The sequence below is a fragment of the Pseudomonas sp. Nvir genome (assembly GCF_963778085.1).
Classification (GTDB): Bacteria; Pseudomonadota; Gammaproteobacteria; order Pseudomonadales; family Pseudomonadaceae; genus Aquipseudomonas; species Aquipseudomonas juntendi.
Window position 1 is genome coordinate 1,507,338 of sequence record NZ_OY970405.1, and the last position, 15,754, is coordinate 1,523,091.

Here is a 15,754-nt window from a genome sequence, read left to right on the forward strand (position 1 = left end):
CCGCCTCTGTCCAGCGCTTGACTGGCCCGCGCCTAGTCATGGCTTGCTCCGGCCTGTAGTTCTCCGATAACCGATTGGATGCCGGCCACATAGCTGCCAGGCCGGCCTGCAGTCGCGCCGTTCAATCGCTCTACCACTACCTCGACGGGGGAGCCCCTCAGCGAGGCGACTAAGTCGATCGCCCAGTTCCTCGCTTCCAGGTACATGAAGCGATTGATGGGGCCGGCCGGAGGCAGTGCCGGGTCAGAAAATTTCCGGGCCGGCTCTGCAAGCTGCGTAGACGGGATCTTTGCGGCCGATCTCGATACGACCGAGTTGACCCGGCCGCGACCCCGCTTGAGCCCCATCGATTCGATGATCTCCATCGCTGCCTGGCTGACATCCCGCGTGCTCATGAGCATCCCCGGAAGTGGTCGGCCAGCACTTGGCGCCCGTCCAGGCCGCAGGCGGCGGACAGGTCGAGCACTTGGCCAAAGGTGGTTTGGCGCTGCTGCAGGGCATCCCGCAGCAGCAGAAGCAGGCCGGCCTGGGTCATGGCTGCTGCTCCTGCACCACCTGCTGCTGCATGGCCTGCACGCGCAGTGCGGTGTCGATCTCCTGGTCGAGCTCTTCGCCGGATAGCCAGTTATCGCCACGCACCACCAGAAGGTCTTCATCGGGGTCTTCGATGCGCTCGCGGTTACGCAGAAAGCGGTAACGGCGAGCATCGGCGGACATGCGGACGTGGTTGTCGATGGAGAACTCTTCGCGGTCAAGCGCTGGGGTTACAAGGTCGCCCTGGCTGGCCCCGGTGATAACAGCCAAGCCGCGCCCGATTGAAACGTGGGCCCCGCGGAGAGCGAACGGCAGGACCTGATCCAGGCTGCCACCCACGGGCGCTTTCAAAACCAAGGTGATACGGTCAGGCGCTTGCATGTTGAACCCCCTTGGATTCTGCTGCCTGGGCCAGCGCATCGAGGAGGGCGTTGGCACGGGCGCGTCCATCCAGTTCGTTGCGAATCGCGGTGACGATCAGCGAGTTCATCGAACGGTCGTCTGCGTCTGCTGCCGCTGCAACCTGGTCACGCATGCCATCCGGCAGTCGAACCACGAACTTGTCCGCCTCGCGGGAGCCGTATTCAAAGGCCATGGGCCACCTCCTTATTTACCTGCACGGCTTGTTCCTCAGCCAGCAGCTGGCGCCACTCCGATTCGGTGCGGTTGGCGTACAGCGGTTCGGACCGGTCGGGCTCAGGTTGATTTGCCGGCGCCGATTGCTGCAGGCCGGCCTGGATGCGCTCGAAGATTTCCTCGCGGTGCACAGCTACGCCTTCCGGAGCTTCGATGCCGAGGCGCACCTGGCTGCCCTTCACGCCCAGCACAACAACGGTGATGTTGTCGGAAATCTTGATGGCTTCGCCTACCCGGCGAGTAAGGATCAACATGGTCAAACTCCTTGTAGGTGTGGGCGGCGAGCGCCGCCCTTCAGCTCACTGCGTTGTGCGCAGTTCGTTGCGTGGCACCCAGCCGCCGGTGGTTTTCACCATGCAACCGACGTAGGGCGCGAACTTGGTTTGCCGCTCTGTCTGGTAGCCGTACCATTGGCACGACCCCCAGTTCACAACGGCGGTGATTGCGAGCGCGGACAGGGCGAGCCCCGCAACCGCGCCCAGGCCAACGTGCTTTCGTTTCACGCCTCGATCCCGAAGTCTTTCGGGCGCAGACCCAACTGCACGCCTACTTCGGCCAGGACCTTCAGCTCTTCTGGGCTGATGTTCCCGTCACCTTCGGCAACTGTGATCATGTTCACGAACACCTCTTCAGCATCGAGGGGGTTGTTCTTGATGTCCGCGATCTCGCGCATGATGTTCATGCGCCCCAAGCGGAACCCGGCCTGCAGCTGCTCGGTGAACAGATTCACAGTGGCGGTGATTTCCTGGCCGAAGTGCTCGAGGTTTTTGTTGGCGCGGATCTGAATGTCGATCTGCGCTGCCTCATTCTTGCTGATCTCGCCATCAGCTGCAGCGACCAGCAGGCAGCCCCCTACGATGGCCTGCATCAGGTCGCGGTTTTCCAGCTTCTTGACTGCGCGCTTGGCGCCGAACAACTTCTTTCCAATGCCGAACATAGGTGTTTCCTCTGGTTGGTTGATGTTTCTTCGGGCAAGCCGGGGACCTGCCGCGTTTGTTGGCTTTCGCAAAAATCAGGGTTGGATCAAGTCAGGCGGGGAGCGTCACGCCACCGCCAAGGCGCATTCGGCGCGCCGGTTTGCTACACGGGTTTCAATCTTTCTTTCGCCACTGTTGCCACCGCGGCGGATGCGGGTGAATTCATCAGAGCTAGCGACAGAGTGGCCGACGAGGATGGCACACAGAGCAACAATCATCGGGGAGATCAGTCCGCGGCGCATTGCTTCAGCCACAAGCTGGGCACGCTTGATGACGCCGAGCTTAGTGCTGGCGGCAAGTAATCGCTTGTCGATGGTGTCCTTGGCTATACCTAGTTCCCGTGCGGCCTCTTTACTTGTCAGCCCGCATGCCACAGCCATGACGCACTGGAGCTCTCGCTCCGCCAAGCCCAGCCCAAGGCTGCCAGTCCAGTTCCCGAAAGTCAGTGCGTTCATGTGCTTCGCTCCGTGCGAGTGAGTTGATGGGGTGAATAATGGTTTCCCTTTATCCGCCTGTCAACAGGTATACCTTTATTTCTTGGCGGCGCTTCCCTCAGGCATCCTCACTTGGTTACCCTTTTCTGTATGGATATACAGTAATCAGGGGATGGGTGTGGCCAAGCAAAAAAAACAAGCGGCAGAGCAGCGCACAGAGATGACAGGCATGGAACGTTTGGTCTTGAGAGTTTCTTCGATGATCAACCACCCGATAGCTCAGACCCAGAGGTGGGTGACAATTCACCAGCTTGATACTGATAGTGATCAGAATTGGGAGGAGGTCATGAGCATGATCGCCGAAACCCCAGGAATAGAAATGACCTTCAGCGATGATGGAAGCGTGACGCTTCAGTGGGAGGCCGATGAAGAGCAGACCTCCACCTTGGCGATGGAGGGGGCAGAAGCCGAAGAGGAGGTCGCCGCCCCGTTTTGAGCCCGCATGTGCGCGCTGAGCCCTGACTCGGCGCGCTAGAGCAGGTTGCCATTCCAGACGTAGAGGACCTTTGCCTGGATGTAGGTCTCTTCTTTGCGGATCATCCGATCCTTATGTTTGGGGTTGTCGGAGATCATCTCGAAGTGCTCATCGTCCGCGACCTGCAGTCGCTTGATGTACTCATGGCCACCCCAGGATATGAAGTACACACCATCCCCCACGAACTCTCGAACGGTTACGTCGACGATCAGCGGATCTCGGTCTTTGATCGTTGGGGCCATAGACTGCCCCCACCCCGTGACGAGTTTCAGGTGGTGCGGCTCCTTGAAGTCCAGCCCCAGCTCTCGCAGGTGCCGCAGGCTGACGCGTACATCTCGGAGCATTTCCGGGTAGTCGTGCGTCACCTGGCCGCTACCCATTGCACCCCGCACGTCGTAATGTGCGATTCGGATCATATCGCCAGCGGAGCCACGGCTAGCGCCTACCTTTGCAGAGCCGTCGCCAGGGGGGGAATCGGTCTCTTCGGCAGCTTGGAGTAGACGATTGCGCGCCTCTTCCGACAGGCCCGAGCCCGTTTTTGCCAGCATCTGCCTGACCATGTCCGCAGCCGAGAGCTTCTGTATCTCCTCACCGACGAGAGCGTAACCTGGCTCGGTTGGGGCGGGAATGCTACCCACTCCCTCCGCCAACCATAGCGCGTCAACCCCGCAGATCTGGGCGATCTTCACCAGGTGGCTGCTGGATCGGGAGAGCCCTCTCTCGATTTCCGAGATTGAGGCTTGCGCGATGCCAGCCCTTTCGGCCAGCTCGGTCTGGGTAAGCCCTTTCAGGCGGCGGGCGTGTTTGAGTCGATCTTTGAGTTCCATAACGCACCAATCTAATGGTTAGCCTTTTTCCTTGCAAAAAGGTATGCCTCTAAAATACAGTAAAGGCATACCTCTATTCGGCGTTAAGCCCATGAATGAAATCTTCAATGACCTGGTCAAGTTTTTTGGCGGCCAGGTGGCAACAGCGAAAGCGCTAGGCGTGACGCAAGGCACTGTCAGCGGTTGGGTGCGCGGCGTCCATGGCTGCTCTGCTGATATGGCGCTGATCATTCAGGCCAAAACTCATGGGCGTTTCGCCGCTTCGTGCATTCGTCCATCGCTGGCGGAATCGCTTCCGACCTTGGAACAAAAGGTAGCAGCAAGAAGCCATCACGCGCAGCCCAACGAATCTGCTGTGAATTCATCCAGTACGGCGCTGGCCAGCTGATGAGCACCCACGCCGCTCAGTTTTTGTTGTCCGGCTGACTTTTCAGCAGGCAACAAAAAACCCGCTTGCCGGCGGGTTCTTTAGATCCGGTCCCTTGCCGGGGACCTTCTTGAAACGTCTTTGATTAGGAGACGGCGATATGTCGCACCCAAAAAATACCACCGAGGCACCGCCAACGCAAGCCGGCCCGCTTGTGACCATGGCGACTAAATTCAACCAGAACGGGGACGAGTACTTCTTTTCGACGGTGCCTGGGATCAGTTGCTCTGAGGCGTTCAACTTTGCAAGTGCCAATCTGAGCGCAGCAGAAGACCTGCTCGGCCAGCTCGTCCAGGTCAATGCAAGCTGTAACTTGGCCTTTGCGATCCGCGCATTGGTTGGCCAAGCGAGAGCGCTGATCGACTCCGGGGTTGGATCTGTCGAGCAGGCCGAAGACTTCGCGCCACAAAACCTTGTATCTCCGATTCGTGGCGCGGGGGTGTCGGAATGAGCCATCCCATGACCAGGTTTTCTTCCCCCGCCAAGCGCATAGAGGAGGGGCTTGAGCTGCTGGCGATCCTCGCCGAGGTGCTTGAGCACAACGGCGGTTTCAAGGACAGCGGCCCAGGCGAACACCCAGCAATGATCGGCGAACGCGGCGAGGACGGCATCATCCGTTCCATGCGAGTAATCGCCTGGGCGGCTCACCGTGAGTTTTGTCAGATGGCTACGGACTTGGAGATCCCCCAATGAACCAGATTGTCCCGGTGTGGCAGCCAGATGGCTTGCATGGTGAGATCGTCCACGACGTGACCCTCACCGCAGCGGATATCGCGCGTTTTAACGAAGCGCGCGAATCATTCAAGTTGATCAAAGCCTTGTACTGGGCGCATGTCGTGCCCTCGCTCGGCGGATTCGACAACCCTGTAGCCGGCGAACTTGAACGCCTGTTTGAACGTGTCGTTTTCGACACGCGAAACTTTATGTGGCCTCACCGCAACGCAGCTGCCTTCCATGATGCAAAGGATGTGGGAGGTGCAGCATGAGCAGCGTTATCAATTTCCCCGCCGCCCCCGCAGCTGAGGTGATCGACGAAGCCTTCTTCGAGAAGTTCGCCGATGCTGCCCTGCTGATGACGTGCTTCGAGACCGTCGCCAACGCCATCGAGGTGGTGGAGGAGGGCGTCAAGATCCATGAGCGCGACGAAACGCACATCAGCCTCATTGAGGCATGCATGGCGCTGGCGGTGCTCTTCCGTAGGCGAACTGGCTATGCCGTGCAGAATGTTTCTGCTGATCACCTGGAGAAGCAGCGCCAGGCGCTGTTGGCAGGAGAGGTGATCAGTTCTCTACCAATCCCTATCCGCCCGCCTGAGCTCAAGCCGTTGCCCGCGTCTGCTTTTGCCGGCCTGGCCGATCTGGAGCTGGCGCAGGCTGGATTCAACTACATCAGGCGTGTCGGTGAGCTCATCAACGGAAACTGCCCTCACTTGGTTGAGCTGGACCTGGCGAGAGCCCACTCGGTTGACGCCTTGAACGTATACAGCCAACTGATCTCCCGGCTTGCTGGCAGTGCTGCGCAGGATGTGAGTGCTTCTCTTCCGGCCATCACCGGTCCCTCATCGGAGACCCTCCAATGACCACGCCCCCAAACCATGCCCAGGCGCTCCCGCAGCGCGCTGTCGCGTCGATCATCACCGGCCCTTGGCCAAGCTACGCCGCATTCCGGGACCTGCCAGAGCGCGAGCGTTGGGTGCTGTACGGAAGCGCGAAGGCTTATCGCGAGGCGCTGGAGCTTCAGGGGTTCCAGATGGCCGAGAGCTACGACCAGTTTGTCCGGCGGGTGACCGCTGAGTTGGAGATTTGAACCGATGAGCGTTCAAGCAATGCCCTGGGCCCTAGAACAGCAGGAGGTTGGCGAGCCGCATGCCCGGCACGTCCTGCTGTGCCTGGCCAACTATGCCGATCAGGATGGGCGCGCCGCATTCCCTTCGGTGGCTCGTCTTGCAGTCGATACCGGCCTGAGCCCTCGCACTGTCCAGTATCGGCTTCGAGACCTAGAGCAGAAGGGGGCGATCCGCCGGGGCAACCAAGCTATTCCCGCTGCCTACATCACCCAGCGCGATCGCATTCCGGTGTGCTACGACATCGCCATGGAGCGGGGTGCACAGCATGCACCCGGTGCACGCCAAGACGTACCGGGGTGCACGCCAGAACATAACGGGGTGCACGCCACGACAGAACGAGGTGCACAGCATGCACCCGAACCATCAATTAACCACCAATTAACCACCCATAACCGTAAAGAAGGCGCAGACGCCTCAGGTGATGGCAAAGGGAAGCGGAAGGCAAAGGAATCCTTTGACCCTCTGATGGCCAAGCCGGAGAACTGCTCTGATCGCGCTTGGGCCGACTTCTGCGAGATGCGCAAGGCAAAGCGTGCACCGCTGACCAGGCGCGCTTGTGACCTGATTGCCAAGAAGCTGGAAGGGCACCAGAACGCTGATGCGGTCCTCGACAAGTCCACCGTCAGTTGCTGGACCGATGTTTACCCAGAGGCGACGGCAAACGCTGGCGCACGGCCAGGCCGGCCTGGCGCATTCAACAACATCCCTCAGCACACCGATGACATGTACCAGGAGAGCCACGATGGCCGCCCAAATTTCTGATCTGTTTCACCGTACCCCGGCCAAGCGCATCTTCTCCGGCCAGTGCCCGGTGCATGGTCGCGTCGATATGAGCGAAGTCGAGCAGTTGGACGGCTCGATGCTGGCGCGTGGCTGCAAGCGCTGCGCTTGGGAGGCCTTGCATACCAGCCCCCGCGACTCGGCAGAACGCGCCCTGGCCACTGCCCAGCACAAGGTCGAGAAAGCCAGCGAAGCGCTGATCGCTGCCGGGATAACCCCGCGCTTTGCCGGCGCCACCTTCGACAGCTACCGCGCCGATACGGAGCCGCAGCACAGGGCTCTGGCCAAGTGCCAGGCCTATGCCGAGGAGTTCCCGGCCAATTTCCGGGCGGGCCGCTCCCTGCTGCTGACCGGCAACGTCGGTTGCGGTAAGACTCACCTGGCCAGCGCTATCGTCCGTACGGTGGTGGCCGATCAATGCCGTGCGCTGATCATCCCGGCCGGGGACATTGTGAGCATTGCCCGCGCTTCCATGGTGCCCGGCTCGGGCTACACCGACCGTGACGTGGCAGTCCATCTTGGCGGCCTGGACCTGCTGGTGATCGATGAGATCGGTGCGCAGAAGGGCAGCGAGTACGAGCTGGGCCTGCTGCACAGCATCATCGACCGCCGGTATCAGTCCGTGCTGCCGACTGTGGTGATCAGCAACTTGAACGCTGACGGCCTCAAATCCTACATCGGCGATCGCGCCCTTGACCGATTGCGTCAGAACGGCGGGCAGCAAGTCGGGTTCACTTGGGAATCGAAGAGGGCTGCGGCATGAGGGCTCTCTACAGCGACGAGGCTGAGCACGGGGTGCTTGGTGCGGTCATTCACGCTTCGCTGCAGCAAGACGAAGGCCTGGTCGAGGACATGCTCGGCCAGATGACCTCGGCCGACTTCTATCACGCCGACAATGCGGCCCTGTTCGAGGCCATGCTGGAGTGCCGCGAGCAAGCCATGCCCATTGATCCGGTGACCTTGGGGGCAGTTCAACGGCTGCTCCCGGGTGGCGACAACGTCATGGCCTATGCCGCTGAGCTGGCCAGCAAGGTGCCTTCTCTGGCCAACTGGAAGGCCTACGCTAAGCATGTTAAGGAATGGGGCGTGATTCGGCGCATTCTTGACGTGGCAGGCGGCGCGCAGGAAATGGTGCAGGCCGGGGCACCTACCGGCGAAGTAATCGCCGCTGCCCAGCAGGCCATGGCAGACCTGCGCAACCTTGATGGCGAGGCCAAGGGTTACAAGCGGCTGGATCAATGGATGGGAGATGCCGCCGTCCTGGTGGATGAAAAGCATCGAGGGGTGGCGCCGAAGTGGCCCTCCACGGGGCTCGAAAAGCTGGATGAGCTGGTCCAAGGCCTTCGCCCGAAGAAGGTGACCGTAATCGCCGGCCTGCCGGGCAGTGGCAAGACCACCCTGGCCCTGCAGATCGCACAGCACAACGCCGTCAAGGAGCGGAAGCCGTGGCTGGTGTTCTCCATCGAAATGCCCGGCGAAGAACTGGGGCTGCGCGCTATCGCCTCGCTTGGAGGGGTGGCTCTGCACAAGCTGGATAACCCGGCCCAGATGCGCGAAGACGACTGGGCCAGGATGAGCGGTGCCGTAGGATTGGCCCTGGAAGCCCCGCTCTTCGTCTGTGACGACCCGGTGCAGACGCCGTCCACTATTCGCGCCACGGCTCGGCAGTGCCAGCGCGAGCACGGACTGGCCGGCATCGTGGTCGACTACCTGACCCTGGTGCGCAGCGAGCGTGGTGGCCGATCTCGTACCGAGGAAGTGGGCAAGATCAGCAAGGCCCTGCTGCAGCTGGCCAAGGAAATGGCCATCCCGGTCATTGAGCTGGCCCAGCTGAACCGTGACTCAACCAAGCGCCCTGGGAAGAAGCCCCAATCCAGCGACCTGCGCGACTCTGGTGAGATCGAGGCCGACGCCAGCTGCATCCTGATGGTGCATCGCGACATGGATACGGAGGAGGGCCAGAACGGTCTCACGGAGATCCTGATGACCAAGTGTCGCCATGCGCGGGTTGGCAGCTGCATCGTCCAGCAGGAGGGGCAGTATGGCCGGTTCGCCACCTACGCCGGTTCGCTGCCCAGCGATGATGAGGTCGAGGCTGGGCGTGGCAGCTACGCCCAGCGCTACAAGGGGGCCGACCTGTGACCGAGCCAATCAAGATGGCGCCATGCCCATTCTGCGAAGGGCCGCCCTGCATCACGGCCAAGGATGAAGACGGTACCGAAATTTCTGAGGGCCACACCTTCGACCCCTCTGACGAGTTCCCGATGGTCTCGGCGCACGTCTGGTGCCACGACTGCGGCGCGCAGGGGCCGAACATCGACACGCTGACCCTGGGCACGTTCGAGCGCCTGTATGACCTGCAGGTGGCGGATGTGATGCGGATCGCTGTCGAGAGCTGGAACAACCGCCACGCGAAGGCCCGCGCCTGCTATGACGCTGGCGATCAGAAGGGCCTGAACCTATGGCCGAGGAGGGACGCATGAGCGACACCAAGACCCTCACCGTTACCCTCAGTGACGCGGAGATCCGCCGGCACGCTGCTGGTGAGGTCTTCCAGCTGCGCGACACCCGCCACCGGGAGTTGCGGTTCCGTTTCTCGACTGTGGACCGTTCCCGCGGCGCCTGGCACGTCGTGGTGCGTGGGCGCTGGGGCAAGGCTGGCGATTACCCGGGCATCAACACCAAGACCATGCTGGCCACGCTGCCAGCGATCCTGGCTCGTCGTGCCGCCGATGCCGACGCCAAGTCCACCACCACCAGCTGGGCCACGGTGGGCGATGTGCTGGCGTGGTACCGCGATCGGATGAACCGTGACCGTGGCCTGTCGGCCAAACGCAAGGCCAGCGCCAAGTCAGCGCTTGATCGCCACCTGGTGCCGCGCCTTGGTGACTTGCCGCTGGCCGAGACCAACAAGCAGGCGATCGACCAGCGCCTGATGTGGCCGCTGCAGGAGCGCTATGCTCTGTCCTTCGTGCGCTCGGTCTACGGCGTCCTTTCGGTCGCGTTTCGCCAGGCCCTGCGTCTGGACATGCTGCCAGCCAATCCCATGGCCTCGCTGAAGTTCACCGACTTCGTGCGAACCCGGATCAGGCCGCGACCGGCGCGACTGCGCGGGGATGATGTGCCGGGCCTGCTGGCGGTGATGGCCGAGCGCTTCGAGGTGGAGCCGGCGGGCTGCATGCTGGCCCTGATGATGCTGTGCCACGGTTCGCGGCTGGGTGAGACCCGGCTGGCGCGCTGGCGCAATGTCAACCTTGAGTCGAGGCGCTGGTTCATCCCGGCGGGTGACACGAAGACCAAGGCCGAGCACACGCTGCCGCTGACCGCCCAGGCTTGCGCACTGCTCCGCCGGTACCAGCGCCTGCAGGCCGCCCAGGGTTACACCGGCCTGCTGTTGTTCCCGGGCAGCCACGGTGCACCGCTGAGCCCGAGCAAGGCCAACACCTTGTTCACCGATCTGGCCAAGGGCGAGTGGTCAAGCCATGACCTGCGCAAGGTGGCCCGCACAGCGTGGACCGACCTCGGCGTGGATTACATGGTGGGCGAGCTGCTGCTGAACCACGCCATGAAGGATCTCGACGCCACCTACATCCACACCACGGCCGAAGGGCTGAAGCGTCAGGCTCTGGAGGCCTGGCACCAGCACCTCGACGGGCAGGGGTTCGCCGTCATTCACACCGAGACATTGCTGGGACAGAAAACCGGGCCTGTAGCCGTTGACGCCACTACCTGGGCGGGTTGCGGCACCTCACAGCATCCATCCCAAGGGAGGATGCACGATCAAGATTCCAAGCCAGGAGATGGCCATGAGTAATGTTGCAGCGGCCATGCCGCGCAAAAGCTTGACCCCTGTAGAACGGCAGTTCTTGAAACAAGGCAACCGCCTGCTGCTGGACCAGGACAACGGCCGGATCGCTTCGGCAGCCCTGATGGACATCGTGGCCGACTGGCACGGCTCTCGTGCTGCCCAGGGCTTCGAGCAATATGCAAAGGCCTGGATCATCCAGGGCGGCGCCAAGAACAAACACGCCTACAAGCTGCTGTGTGAGCTGTTTGGCCTGGATACCGACCCAACGCCCCGGAGGGCTGCATGAAGAAACGAACCTACGCGGACAAGGCGCTGGGCGATACCGAGTACATGCTCGAGCAGTGGGGCTGGTGGCGAATGTGTGAGATGGGAGTGCCACGTTACGTGTCGCCTCTCTACGCACTCATGCGCGACAACGTTCCCAGTGAAGGTGGCATTCGCCAGCATGTGATCACTGACGACCTTGCGCTGATCATCGACGGCGCTGTGGCCAGGCTGACGAAGCGCAATCAGCAGATGGGGGATTTCGTGTGGGCTTACTACGGATCGAAGCACCCAGCCATGCGTGTTGGGAGGGAAGCGGGCATGTCTGAGCGCAAGGCGCGGGAGATCATCAAGGCCGGCGTTGCATGGATCGACTGCGCCCTCGAAGAAATTCGAGAGGCTGCATAAATAGCTCTATGCGGGCGGATAAACACCTGTTTTCATAGCAGCGTGTCCAGCTTGCAACGTTACGCGACACAGACAAACCCCGGCCATCGTGTCGGGGTTTTGTGTTTTTGAGGGGCTTCGATTCAGGTAGCCCTCCAGAAAAAGCATTTTTCTTGTATGAGGGAACGATTTGATAGCGCTATGATTCTGATAGGTTGCTACTCAATAATATGGAAGACCGTGAGTATGAAAAACGTTCTCGCCGTTGTGGCGCTTTCCCTTTTCGCTGCGTCCGCCGGAGCGGCTGAGCTATCCGGAGCGCTTGGCGCGACAGGCCAAGGTGGTCTTACAGCGCGCGTCGGCATTGGCTTTAACTGGGACAAAAGCTGGTTTGAATCCAGTACTGGCCGTCTCACCGGTTATTGGGATGCTGGCTACACCTACTGGGAAGCAGGCGATGCTTCAGGTGGGGCTCACTCGCTGTCCTTTGCGCCAGTTTTCGTTTACGAGTTCGGTAGCGGTAACGTGAAGCCATTCGTTGAGGCTGGCATCGGCCTGGCGGTCTTCTCTGGTACCTCCGCAGGTGACCAGGACTTTGGTTCGGCCTTCAACTTCGAAGACCGCATCGGTGCGGGCTTGAAGATCGGCGAGACGCAGAAGGTTGGCATCCGAGCGATTCACTACTCCAACGCTGGCATTAAGCAGCCCAACGACGGTATCGAGTCGTACTCGCTGTTCTACAGCCACCAGATTTAAAAAAGCACGATCCCTCTTTGCCCGCCCTGTGCGGGCTTTTTTGTGCGGATGACACGCTCAGGCAGCTGGACTAAGTCGGTAGTGGCGTCGATCAAAGCCGTGCGCTCCCTGATCGGCTACGCGATGAGAGTCTGGGGTATGTGACCCAGCGATCCAGGCCACCAAGCCGGGTATGCACCGGCCCTCCGCACCCATTCCAAGCCTCGGTATCTGCCGGGGCTTTTTCGTATCTGGAGGCTGTATGGAAAAGCTACAGCTCGACGTTGAGGTTGAGGGCGCCGCTGACTTCCTGCGCCCTCTGGGCGAAACGCTCAAGTCACTTGAACAGTTTCCCGAGCTGCCGCTCCAGGTCTTTCGTGACCTTGTCACCCACAGCCTTCATGAGTTTTCCGTAAGTCTCGACAGCGCCGCACTTGCCGCAGGTGACCTTCGAGTTGTTGTTCGGCCTAGCCGGAACCTCGAACTTGTCACTGCCGCACTTGGCGCACTTGAGGGTTACCTTCATCGTTTTTCGCTCCGTGAAACGTCTTGTGTGGAAACTCGACGATAGCACGGGGCTATCTTTTCACGTATCCAAGGGCTCGCCAGTTCGACGGGTCATTTTGTTTCTGGAGCACCACCTATGGCCGAGCCAAGTACCGGCGCCCTCGCAGTGACCGGCGTACTTGCCAGCGTCGGCTTGGGTGCCCCGGCATAGCTAATCATCCCCCTCAATGCGTACATCCGAGATACCCAAATCTGCGACCGCACTGCGGAGATCATCATGTGATAAGCGGCACGGCGCGCGCGCCTCAGACAAGGGGTCAGCGGGGGCATGCAGACGGAGGAGAGCGGTCAGCACATTGTCTTCGTTCGGCGTGCTAGACCAATCGCATATCCAGAATCTGGTATGGCCTTTGAGGTTGTAGTCGATGCGGTATTTCATAAGTTGCCGGACCTCCGCCATTGTACGTCAGTTATGCCGAAGCGCTCAGCAGCAGGCCGAGAGACTTTTCTGATATCCGAAGCAGTGAACTTAGGGATGACTCCAACGCCGGCTTCGCAGGCAGCCCAGTGCCAGGCCTCAGCGTTATCCATCCTCTCGGCGCGGACGATGAATTCGCGAGCTTCTCCATGGAGGTGATAAGCGACCACATAGATGTTACTGACGGGCATTTACTAGTTCCTTCTAGCGAAGCCAGATCGGCCAACATTCCTTTTAACCCCTAGGGATTCCGGGGGCAAGCATCCGGCCGGTTTAACGCCGGAGCACAATTCTCACGTACGGAGCAAGCAAATGGACCCGACCGACCTGGGCCCAGGCACAGCCACCTGGCTGGGCGGTAGTGGCATCGTTGTCACGGGCGCATTGCTATGGGTGCGCCGCTTCCTGTCCAAGGACGCTGCTGATCGCGCTATGGACAATGCCGATATCGGCACTGTCCGCCGGCTTAATGAACTGCTCGATTCCGAGCGAGAGGCCCGAAAGCTGGCCGAGGCCCGCGCCGATCAGTTCGCCAAGGAGCGCAACGAGTTGGCAGCAGCAGTTGGACGGATGGAAGGAAAGATTGAAGCGCTCACGTGTCAGGTGGGCCAGCTCACTGAGAAGGTGACCACGCAGAGCGCAGAGATCTCCCGGCTGCGTGCACAGCTTGGAGGTACAGCCTGATGGACAAATGCGCTTTGGAATTCATCGCTCGACGCTGGTGGCGACGGGCAGAGGTGTGGGTCATCGCTGTGGTGCTCATTGCAGGCGGTGCAGTTCTGGGTTGGCAGTCTGCTTATTGGTCGATGGCCAGCACTCAGTCGCACCAGGTCGACGAGATCCGGAAGGCCTACGACGCCGCAATGGCTGAACGTGACAAGCGTCTGGACGAGCTGACCAGAAAGGCCGAGAGCGCCGCGACCAAGGCGTCGAAGGCAGCCACTACCGCGACCCAGGCAGCCGACAAGGCTGATGAGGCGCTGAACCGGGTATCGCAGTAGCCGCGCCACAAATCAGACATGCGCCGTTTCGTGGCGCGAGCACGCTGATCATGCGTTCCGCCAGATTAGTGAAGCACTCGACCGAAGACCGGTTGAAGCTGATCCCTTTCGTGGATGACTCCGCGCGCTGCCTTGGTAATTACATCTTGCTGAAGCTGATTAACCTCCATGGTGAGGACACGAACGGCAGTTTGATAAACAACTGATCCGGACGCCTCGGGATGCTCCTCCAGTAGGCCTTCAAGCTTCTCGGTTAACAAAACGCACCTGTCTATAAGCTCTTCGATTTCTTTCATCACGGTTTCTCCAGATCTTTCCGCTACGACCATCCGGGCGGAATGTCGTTCCGACGACCCCGCGGATGCGCCGATTTCATTGCGCGAGAGAGCTTATCGAACATGGCCAAGCAACCCTATACACCATGCAGGCTGTATGTCGACGGTGCCGACGGCATTGCAGTCAGTGATTTCATAACCACTGCTGCCGGATCTGCCTATTTGGTGCAGACGCTGCGTGTGAGCCGCACCCGGCCAGAGCGAAAGTACATGGGCTGCTTGCGCTGGCCCATCGCCGAGATACCCGCCGATGCGCGGTGCTACCAGCTGACCTGGTACAGGAGGTGAGCAATGGCCTGTAGTGGATGCGCCGCTCGGCGCGAGTGGATCAACAAGTGGATGAAGGTGGCATATGAACGATCAAAGCAAATCGTTGGCGGTGGCGACCATCGTTCCAGCACCAAACACCAATCCGAACAGCCCGCACCTCGCGACGGGGACCAAGGTCCTGCTCAGTGATGGAAGTGAGCTGGAGGGCGTGTTGAGCATTGAGCTCAAGGTTTCGGTGGACAATCCGGTGTGGCATGCGGTGATCACCGTGCTACCTCGAGAGATTCCCGTTGTGACGGTGGATGCCCAGGTGGATCAGATCGAGGTCACCAGCCTCATGAGCGACTCGCGGCAGTGTCGGCAGGCAGAGCAATGAGCCTGGCTGTTGAAGAGCGAATGGATCAGCTCCTCGCTGAGCTGCAGAAGCAGACGAGCCTGCTTGAGCAGATAGCAGCGCAGAACCTGGCACTGATCGAAGCGCTGGCTGACGGTGACGATGTAGATCCTGACGCCGTGCCATTGGCCTACCTGGATGGCACGCCCGTTCACGGTGGCCGCTGATGGCCAGGCTCACGTCCCTCAAGCCACCGATGCAGGCGCAGCCATCAAGGCTGGCGACGGTCAACCCGGAGTCATGGCGAACGGCGAAGGATACAGCTGCCCAGCGTGGCTATGGGTACAAGTGGCAAGTGGCGCGGGCCGAATGGCTCCAGGCCAACCCGCTGTGTGTGTACTGCCAGCGTGAGGGGCGGGTGACCGCAGGTACTGTCGTCGACCACATCGTCCCGCACAGGGGCGACATGAAGCTGTTCTGGAACCGAGGCAACTGGCAGACCCTGTGCAGGCATTGTCACGACGTGGTGAAGGCAGCCGAGGAGGCCGCCGGCCAGATCGGTTGATGCACGGCGATGGCGTGCCTCAAGCGGTTGAAGCACGTCATTTCCCCGATTTCAAGGGGTGGGGTGGGGTGGGT

Annotated in this window: 32 protein-coding genes and 1 pseudogene; 21 read left to right on the plus strand and 12 right to left on the minus strand. The window is 60.7% G+C overall.

What is annotated here, in order from left to right; genetic code table 11:
* Positions 1-32: 32 nt before the first annotated feature.
* The 8 genes and pseudogenes from AACG97_RS07240 to AACG97_RS07275 all read right to left on the minus strand — a co-directional run bounded on the left by AACG97_RS07240 (position 33) and on the right by AACG97_RS07275 (position 2,602).
* Entirely contained in the window at positions 33-395 is a 363-nt protein-coding gene (locus tag AACG97_RS07240; protein ID WP_064314541.1) for a hypothetical protein, read from the minus strand.
* A complete protein-coding gene (locus AACG97_RS07245; protein ID WP_172828411.1) occupies positions 392-535 on the minus strand; it encodes a hypothetical protein in 144 nt (47 codons plus the stop codon). Before AACG97_RS07245 ends, AACG97_RS07240 begins: the two co-directional genes overlap by 4 nt.
* Entirely contained in the window at positions 532-915 is a 384-nt protein-coding gene (locus AACG97_RS07250; RefSeq protein WP_064314533.1) for a hypothetical protein, read from the minus strand. The genes AACG97_RS07245 and AACG97_RS07250 overlap by 4 nt, the downstream gene beginning before the upstream one ends.
* Positions 902-1,129 carry a YlcI/YnfO family protein gene (locus AACG97_RS07255; RefSeq protein ID WP_064314532.1) on the minus strand — a complete coding sequence of 76 codons (228 nt, stop codon included), beginning with the start codon at positions 1,127-1,129 and terminating at the stop codon, positions 902-904. The genes AACG97_RS07250 and AACG97_RS07255 overlap by 14 nt, the downstream gene beginning before the upstream one ends.
* Before the next feature lie 97 nt (positions 1,130-1,226).
* Positions 1,227-1,424 (minus strand): annotated as a pseudogene (gene csrA / locus AACG97_RS07260) (carbon storage regulator CsrA); the annotation flags it as partial.
* A gap of 45 nt (positions 1,425-1,469) precedes the next feature.
* Complete coding sequence (locus tag AACG97_RS07265) at positions 1,470-1,673, minus strand: hypothetical protein (RefSeq protein ID WP_064314530.1); 204 nt, start codon at positions 1,671-1,673, stop codon at positions 1,470-1,472.
* Complete coding sequence (locus AACG97_RS07270) at positions 1,670-2,107, minus strand: tellurite resistance TerB family protein (protein WP_016489238.1); 438 nt, start codon at positions 2,105-2,107, stop codon at positions 1,670-1,672. Before AACG97_RS07270 ends, AACG97_RS07265 begins: the two co-directional genes overlap by 4 nt.
* A gap of 105 nt (positions 2,108-2,212) precedes the next feature.
* Positions 2,213-2,602 carry a LuxR C-terminal-related transcriptional regulator gene (locus AACG97_RS07275; RefSeq protein WP_064314529.1) on the minus strand — a complete coding sequence of 130 codons (390 nt, stop codon included), beginning with the start codon at positions 2,600-2,602 and terminating at the stop codon, positions 2,213-2,215.
* 157 nt (positions 2,603-2,759) lie between these two features.
* On the opposite strand from AACG97_RS07275, the gene AACG97_RS07280 reads away from it, so the two are divergent.
* Positions 2,760-3,077 carry a DUF1654 domain-containing protein gene (locus tag AACG97_RS07280; protein WP_064314540.1) on the plus strand — a complete coding sequence of 106 codons (318 nt, stop codon included), beginning with the start codon at positions 2,760-2,762 and terminating at the stop codon, positions 3,075-3,077.
* Between the two features lie 35 nt (positions 3,078-3,112).
* Here AACG97_RS07280 and AACG97_RS07285 read toward each other — a convergent pair whose 3' ends face one another.
* Entirely contained in the window at positions 3,113-3,943 is an 831-nt protein-coding gene (locus AACG97_RS07285; protein WP_009681851.1) for an XRE family transcriptional regulator, read from the minus strand.
* Positions 3,944-4,034: 91 nt separating this feature from the next.
* Here AACG97_RS07285 and AACG97_RS07290 point away from each other — a divergent pair, with 91 nt between their 5' ends.
* From AACG97_RS07290 to AACG97_RS07355, 14 genes are all read left to right on the plus strand, one after another.
* Positions 4,035-4,331: a Cro/CI family transcriptional regulator gene (locus tag AACG97_RS07290; RefSeq protein ID WP_009681850.1), complete on the plus strand. Its 297-nt coding sequence runs from the start codon at positions 4,035-4,037 to the stop codon at positions 4,329-4,331.
* Positions 4,332-4,470: 139 nt separating this feature from the next.
* On the plus strand, positions 4,471-4,821 hold the full coding sequence (locus AACG97_RS07295) for a hypothetical protein (protein WP_064314528.1): 351 nt from the start codon (positions 4,471-4,473) through the stop codon (positions 4,819-4,821).
* An 8-nt stretch (positions 4,822-4,829) separates the two neighbouring features.
* On the plus strand, positions 4,830-5,063 hold the full coding sequence (locus AACG97_RS07300; RefSeq protein WP_064314527.1) for a hypothetical protein: 234 nt from the start codon (positions 4,830-4,832) through the stop codon (positions 5,061-5,063).
* Positions 5,060-5,356: a hypothetical protein gene (locus tag AACG97_RS07305; RefSeq protein ID WP_019438276.1), complete on the plus strand. Its 297-nt coding sequence runs from the start codon at positions 5,060-5,062 to the stop codon at positions 5,354-5,356. Before AACG97_RS07300 ends, AACG97_RS07305 begins: the two co-directional genes overlap by 4 nt.
* Positions 5,353-5,949 carry a hypothetical protein gene (locus tag AACG97_RS07310; protein WP_009681846.1) on the plus strand — a complete coding sequence of 199 codons (597 nt, stop codon included), beginning with the start codon at positions 5,353-5,355 and terminating at the stop codon, positions 5,947-5,949. Before AACG97_RS07305 ends, AACG97_RS07310 begins: the two co-directional genes overlap by 4 nt.
* Positions 5,946-6,176, plus strand: coding sequence for a hypothetical protein (locus AACG97_RS07315; RefSeq protein WP_064314526.1), 231 nt, complete (start codon positions 5,946-5,948; stop codon positions 6,174-6,176). Before AACG97_RS07310 ends, AACG97_RS07315 begins: the two co-directional genes overlap by 4 nt.
* A 4-nt stretch (positions 6,177-6,180) precedes the next feature.
* On the plus strand, positions 6,181-6,978 hold the full coding sequence (locus AACG97_RS07320) for a helix-turn-helix domain-containing protein (RefSeq protein ID WP_232554947.1): 798 nt from the start codon (positions 6,181-6,183) through the stop codon (positions 6,976-6,978).
* Positions 6,959-7,759: an ATP-binding protein gene (locus AACG97_RS07325; protein ID WP_064314524.1), complete on the plus strand. Its 801-nt coding sequence runs from the start codon at positions 6,959-6,961 to the stop codon at positions 7,757-7,759. Before AACG97_RS07320 ends, AACG97_RS07325 begins: the two co-directional genes overlap by 20 nt.
* Positions 7,756-9,138, plus strand: coding sequence for a replicative DNA helicase (locus AACG97_RS07330; RefSeq protein ID WP_338463486.1), 1,383 nt, complete (start codon positions 7,756-7,758; stop codon positions 9,136-9,138). The genes AACG97_RS07325 and AACG97_RS07330 overlap by 4 nt, the downstream gene beginning before the upstream one ends.
* Positions 9,135-9,479 carry a Lar family restriction alleviation protein gene (locus AACG97_RS07335; protein WP_064314522.1) on the plus strand — a complete coding sequence of 115 codons (345 nt, stop codon included), beginning with the start codon at positions 9,135-9,137 and terminating at the stop codon, positions 9,477-9,479. Before AACG97_RS07330 ends, AACG97_RS07335 begins: the two co-directional genes overlap by 4 nt.
* The gene (locus AACG97_RS07340) at positions 9,476-10,810 is read left to right on the plus strand and encodes a tyrosine-type recombinase/integrase (RefSeq protein ID WP_064314521.1); all 1,335 of its coding nucleotides are present in this window, start codon (positions 9,476-9,478) and stop codon (positions 10,808-10,810) included. The genes AACG97_RS07335 and AACG97_RS07340 overlap by 4 nt, the downstream gene beginning before the upstream one ends.
* A complete protein-coding gene (locus tag AACG97_RS07345) occupies positions 10,803-11,090 on the plus strand; it encodes a hypothetical protein (RefSeq protein ID WP_029887649.1) in 288 nt (95 codons plus the stop codon). Before AACG97_RS07340 ends, AACG97_RS07345 begins: the two co-directional genes overlap by 8 nt.
* Positions 11,087-11,476 carry an antiterminator Q family protein gene (locus AACG97_RS07350; protein ID WP_064314520.1) on the plus strand — a complete coding sequence of 130 codons (390 nt, stop codon included), beginning with the start codon at positions 11,087-11,089 and terminating at the stop codon, positions 11,474-11,476. Before AACG97_RS07345 ends, AACG97_RS07350 begins: the two co-directional genes overlap by 4 nt.
* A gap of 225 nt (positions 11,477-11,701) precedes the next feature.
* A complete protein-coding gene (locus tag AACG97_RS07355) occupies positions 11,702-12,211 on the plus strand; it encodes an acyloxyacyl hydrolase (RefSeq protein ID WP_016489223.1) in 510 nt (169 codons plus the stop codon).
* A gap of 316 nt (positions 12,212-12,527) precedes the next feature.
* On the opposite strand, the gene AACG97_RS07360 is transcribed toward AACG97_RS07355, so the two are convergent.
* Positions 12,528-12,716, minus strand: a complete 189-nt coding sequence (locus tag AACG97_RS07360) for an ECs_2282 family putative zinc-binding protein (RefSeq protein WP_009685283.1) — start codon at positions 12,714-12,716, stop codon at positions 12,528-12,530.
* A gap of 416 nt (positions 12,717-13,132) precedes the next feature.
* The gene (locus tag AACG97_RS07365; protein WP_009685285.1) at positions 13,133-13,366 is read right to left on the minus strand and encodes a DUF6555 family protein; all 234 of its coding nucleotides are present in this window, start codon (positions 13,364-13,366) and stop codon (positions 13,133-13,135) included.
* 121 nt (positions 13,367-13,487) lie between these two features.
* Here AACG97_RS07365 and AACG97_RS07370 point away from each other — a divergent pair, with 121 nt between their 5' ends.
* Together AACG97_RS07370 and AACG97_RS07375 are read left to right on the plus strand one after the other, a co-directional pair.
* Positions 13,488-13,859: a chemotaxis protein gene (locus AACG97_RS07370; protein WP_009685286.1), complete on the plus strand. Its 372-nt coding sequence runs from the start codon at positions 13,488-13,490 to the stop codon at positions 13,857-13,859.
* On the plus strand, positions 13,859-14,176 hold the full coding sequence (locus tag AACG97_RS07375) for a hypothetical protein (RefSeq protein ID WP_012313242.1): 318 nt from the start codon (positions 13,859-13,861) through the stop codon (positions 14,174-14,176). Before AACG97_RS07370 ends, AACG97_RS07375 begins: the two co-directional genes overlap by 1 nt.
* 65 nt (positions 14,177-14,241) lie before the next feature.
* Here the strand turns inward: AACG97_RS07375 and AACG97_RS07380 are convergent, their stop codons facing one another.
* Positions 14,242-14,472, minus strand: coding sequence for a hypothetical protein (locus AACG97_RS07380; RefSeq protein WP_042111232.1), 231 nt, complete (start codon positions 14,470-14,472; stop codon positions 14,242-14,244).
* Positions 14,473-14,574: 102 nt separating this feature from the next.
* Here AACG97_RS07380 and AACG97_RS07385 point away from each other — a divergent pair, with 102 nt between their 5' ends.
* The 4 genes from AACG97_RS07385 to AACG97_RS07400 all read left to right on the plus strand — a co-directional run bounded on the left by AACG97_RS07385 (position 14,575) and on the right by AACG97_RS07400 (position 15,680).
* Entirely contained in the window at positions 14,575-14,799 is a 225-nt protein-coding gene (locus AACG97_RS07385; RefSeq protein ID WP_009685289.1) for a hypothetical protein, read from the plus strand.
* A gap of 64 nt (positions 14,800-14,863) precedes the next feature.
* The gene (locus AACG97_RS07390; RefSeq protein ID WP_064314519.1) at positions 14,864-15,157 is read left to right on the plus strand and encodes a hypothetical protein; all 294 of its coding nucleotides are present in this window, start codon (positions 14,864-14,866) and stop codon (positions 15,155-15,157) included.
* Positions 15,158-15,177: 20 nt separating this feature from the next.
* A complete protein-coding gene (locus AACG97_RS07395) occupies positions 15,178-15,342 on the plus strand; it encodes a hypothetical protein (RefSeq protein ID WP_232555000.1) in 165 nt (54 codons plus the stop codon).
* Positions 15,342-15,680 (plus strand): HNH endonuclease, encoded by a 339-nt coding sequence (locus tag AACG97_RS07400; RefSeq protein WP_064314517.1) that lies wholly within the window; start codon positions 15,342-15,344, stop codon positions 15,678-15,680. Before AACG97_RS07395 ends, AACG97_RS07400 begins: the two co-directional genes overlap by 1 nt.
* The last annotated feature ends 74 nt before the right edge of the window (positions 15,681-15,754 follow it).

What these genes read in the sequence shown, in the direction of transcription:
- AACG97_RS07295 (WP_064314528.1), top strand. Translation starts at nt 4,471, where the DNA reads ATGTCGCACCCAAAAAATACCACCGAGGCACCGCCAACGCAAGCCGGC.
- AACG97_RS07375 (WP_012313242.1), top strand. Translation starts at nt 13,859, where the DNA reads ATGGACAAATGCGCTTTGGAATTCATCGCTCGACGCTGGTGGCGACGG.
- AACG97_RS07315 (WP_064314526.1), top strand. Translation starts at nt 5,946, where the DNA reads ATGACCACGCCCCCAAACCATGCCCAGGCGCTCCCGCAGCGCGCTGTC.
- AACG97_RS07385 (WP_009685289.1), top strand. Translation starts at nt 14,575, where the DNA reads ATGGCCAAGCAACCCTATACACCATGCAGGCTGTATGTCGACGGTGCC.
- AACG97_RS07285 (WP_009681851.1), bottom strand. Translation starts at nt 3,943, where the DNA reads ATGGAACTCAAAGATCGACTCAAACACGCCCGCCGCCTGAAAGGGCTT.
- AACG97_RS07275 (WP_064314529.1), bottom strand. Translation starts at nt 2,602, where the DNA reads ATGAACGCACTGACTTTCGGGAACTGGACTGGCAGCCTTGGGCTGGGC.
- AACG97_RS07345 (WP_029887649.1), top strand. Translation starts at nt 10,803, where the DNA reads ATGAGTAATGTTGCAGCGGCCATGCCGCGCAAAAGCTTGACCCCTGTA.
- AACG97_RS07245 (WP_172828411.1), bottom strand. Translation starts at nt 535, where the DNA reads ATGACCCAGGCCGGCCTGCTTCTGCTGCTGCGGGATGCCCTGCAGCAG.
- AACG97_RS07240 (WP_064314541.1), bottom strand. Translation starts at nt 395, where the DNA reads ATGAGCACGCGGGATGTCAGCCAGGCAGCGATGGAGATCATCGAATCG.
- AACG97_RS07250 (WP_064314533.1), bottom strand. Translation starts at nt 915, where the DNA reads ATGCAAGCGCCTGACCGTATCACCTTGGTTTTGAAAGCGCCCGTGGGT.
- AACG97_RS07365 (WP_009685285.1), bottom strand. Translation starts at nt 13,366, where the DNA reads ATGCCCGTCAGTAACATCTATGTGGTCGCTTATCACCTCCATGGAGAA.
- AACG97_RS07255 (WP_064314532.1), bottom strand. Translation starts at nt 1,129, where the DNA reads ATGGCCTTTGAATACGGCTCCCGCGAGGCGGACAAGTTCGTGGTTCGA.
- AACG97_RS07305 (WP_019438276.1), top strand. Translation starts at nt 5,060, where the DNA reads ATGAACCAGATTGTCCCGGTGTGGCAGCCAGATGGCTTGCATGGTGAG.
- AACG97_RS07370 (WP_009685286.1), top strand. Translation starts at nt 13,488, where the DNA reads ATGGACCCGACCGACCTGGGCCCAGGCACAGCCACCTGGCTGGGCGGT.
- AACG97_RS07380 (WP_042111232.1), bottom strand. Translation starts at nt 14,472, where the DNA reads ATGAAAGAAATCGAAGAGCTTATAGACAGGTGCGTTTTGTTAACCGAG.
- AACG97_RS07325 (WP_064314524.1), top strand. Translation starts at nt 6,959, where the DNA reads ATGGCCGCCCAAATTTCTGATCTGTTTCACCGTACCCCGGCCAAGCGC.
- AACG97_RS07320 (WP_232554947.1), top strand. Translation starts at nt 6,181, where the DNA reads ATGAGCGTTCAAGCAATGCCCTGGGCCCTAGAACAGCAGGAGGTTGGC.
- AACG97_RS07330 (WP_338463486.1), top strand. Translation starts at nt 7,756, where the DNA reads ATGAGGGCTCTCTACAGCGACGAGGCTGAGCACGGGGTGCTTGGTGCG.
- AACG97_RS07350 (WP_064314520.1), top strand. Translation starts at nt 11,087, where the DNA reads ATGAAGAAACGAACCTACGCGGACAAGGCGCTGGGCGATACCGAGTAC.
- AACG97_RS07400 (WP_064314517.1), top strand. Translation starts at nt 15,342, where the DNA reads ATGGCCAGGCTCACGTCCCTCAAGCCACCGATGCAGGCGCAGCCATCA.
- AACG97_RS07310 (WP_009681846.1), top strand. Translation starts at nt 5,353, where the DNA reads ATGAGCAGCGTTATCAATTTCCCCGCCGCCCCCGCAGCTGAGGTGATC.
- AACG97_RS07360 (WP_009685283.1), bottom strand. Translation starts at nt 12,716, where the DNA reads ATGAAGGTAACCCTCAAGTGCGCCAAGTGCGGCAGTGACAAGTTCGAG.
- AACG97_RS07300 (WP_064314527.1), top strand. Translation starts at nt 4,830, where the DNA reads ATGACCAGGTTTTCTTCCCCCGCCAAGCGCATAGAGGAGGGGCTTGAG.
- AACG97_RS07390 (WP_064314519.1), top strand. Translation starts at nt 14,864, where the DNA reads ATGAACGATCAAAGCAAATCGTTGGCGGTGGCGACCATCGTTCCAGCA.
- AACG97_RS07395 (WP_232555000.1), top strand. Translation starts at nt 15,178, where the DNA reads ATGGATCAGCTCCTCGCTGAGCTGCAGAAGCAGACGAGCCTGCTTGAG.
- AACG97_RS07340 (WP_064314521.1), top strand. Translation starts at nt 9,476, where the DNA reads ATGAGCGACACCAAGACCCTCACCGTTACCCTCAGTGACGCGGAGATC.
- AACG97_RS07355 (WP_016489223.1), top strand. Translation starts at nt 11,702, where the DNA reads ATGAAAAACGTTCTCGCCGTTGTGGCGCTTTCCCTTTTCGCTGCGTCC.
- AACG97_RS07290 (WP_009681850.1), top strand. Translation starts at nt 4,035, where the DNA reads ATGAATGAAATCTTCAATGACCTGGTCAAGTTTTTTGGCGGCCAGGTG.
- AACG97_RS07270 (WP_016489238.1), bottom strand. Translation starts at nt 2,107, where the DNA reads ATGTTCGGCATTGGAAAGAAGTTGTTCGGCGCCAAGCGCGCAGTCAAG.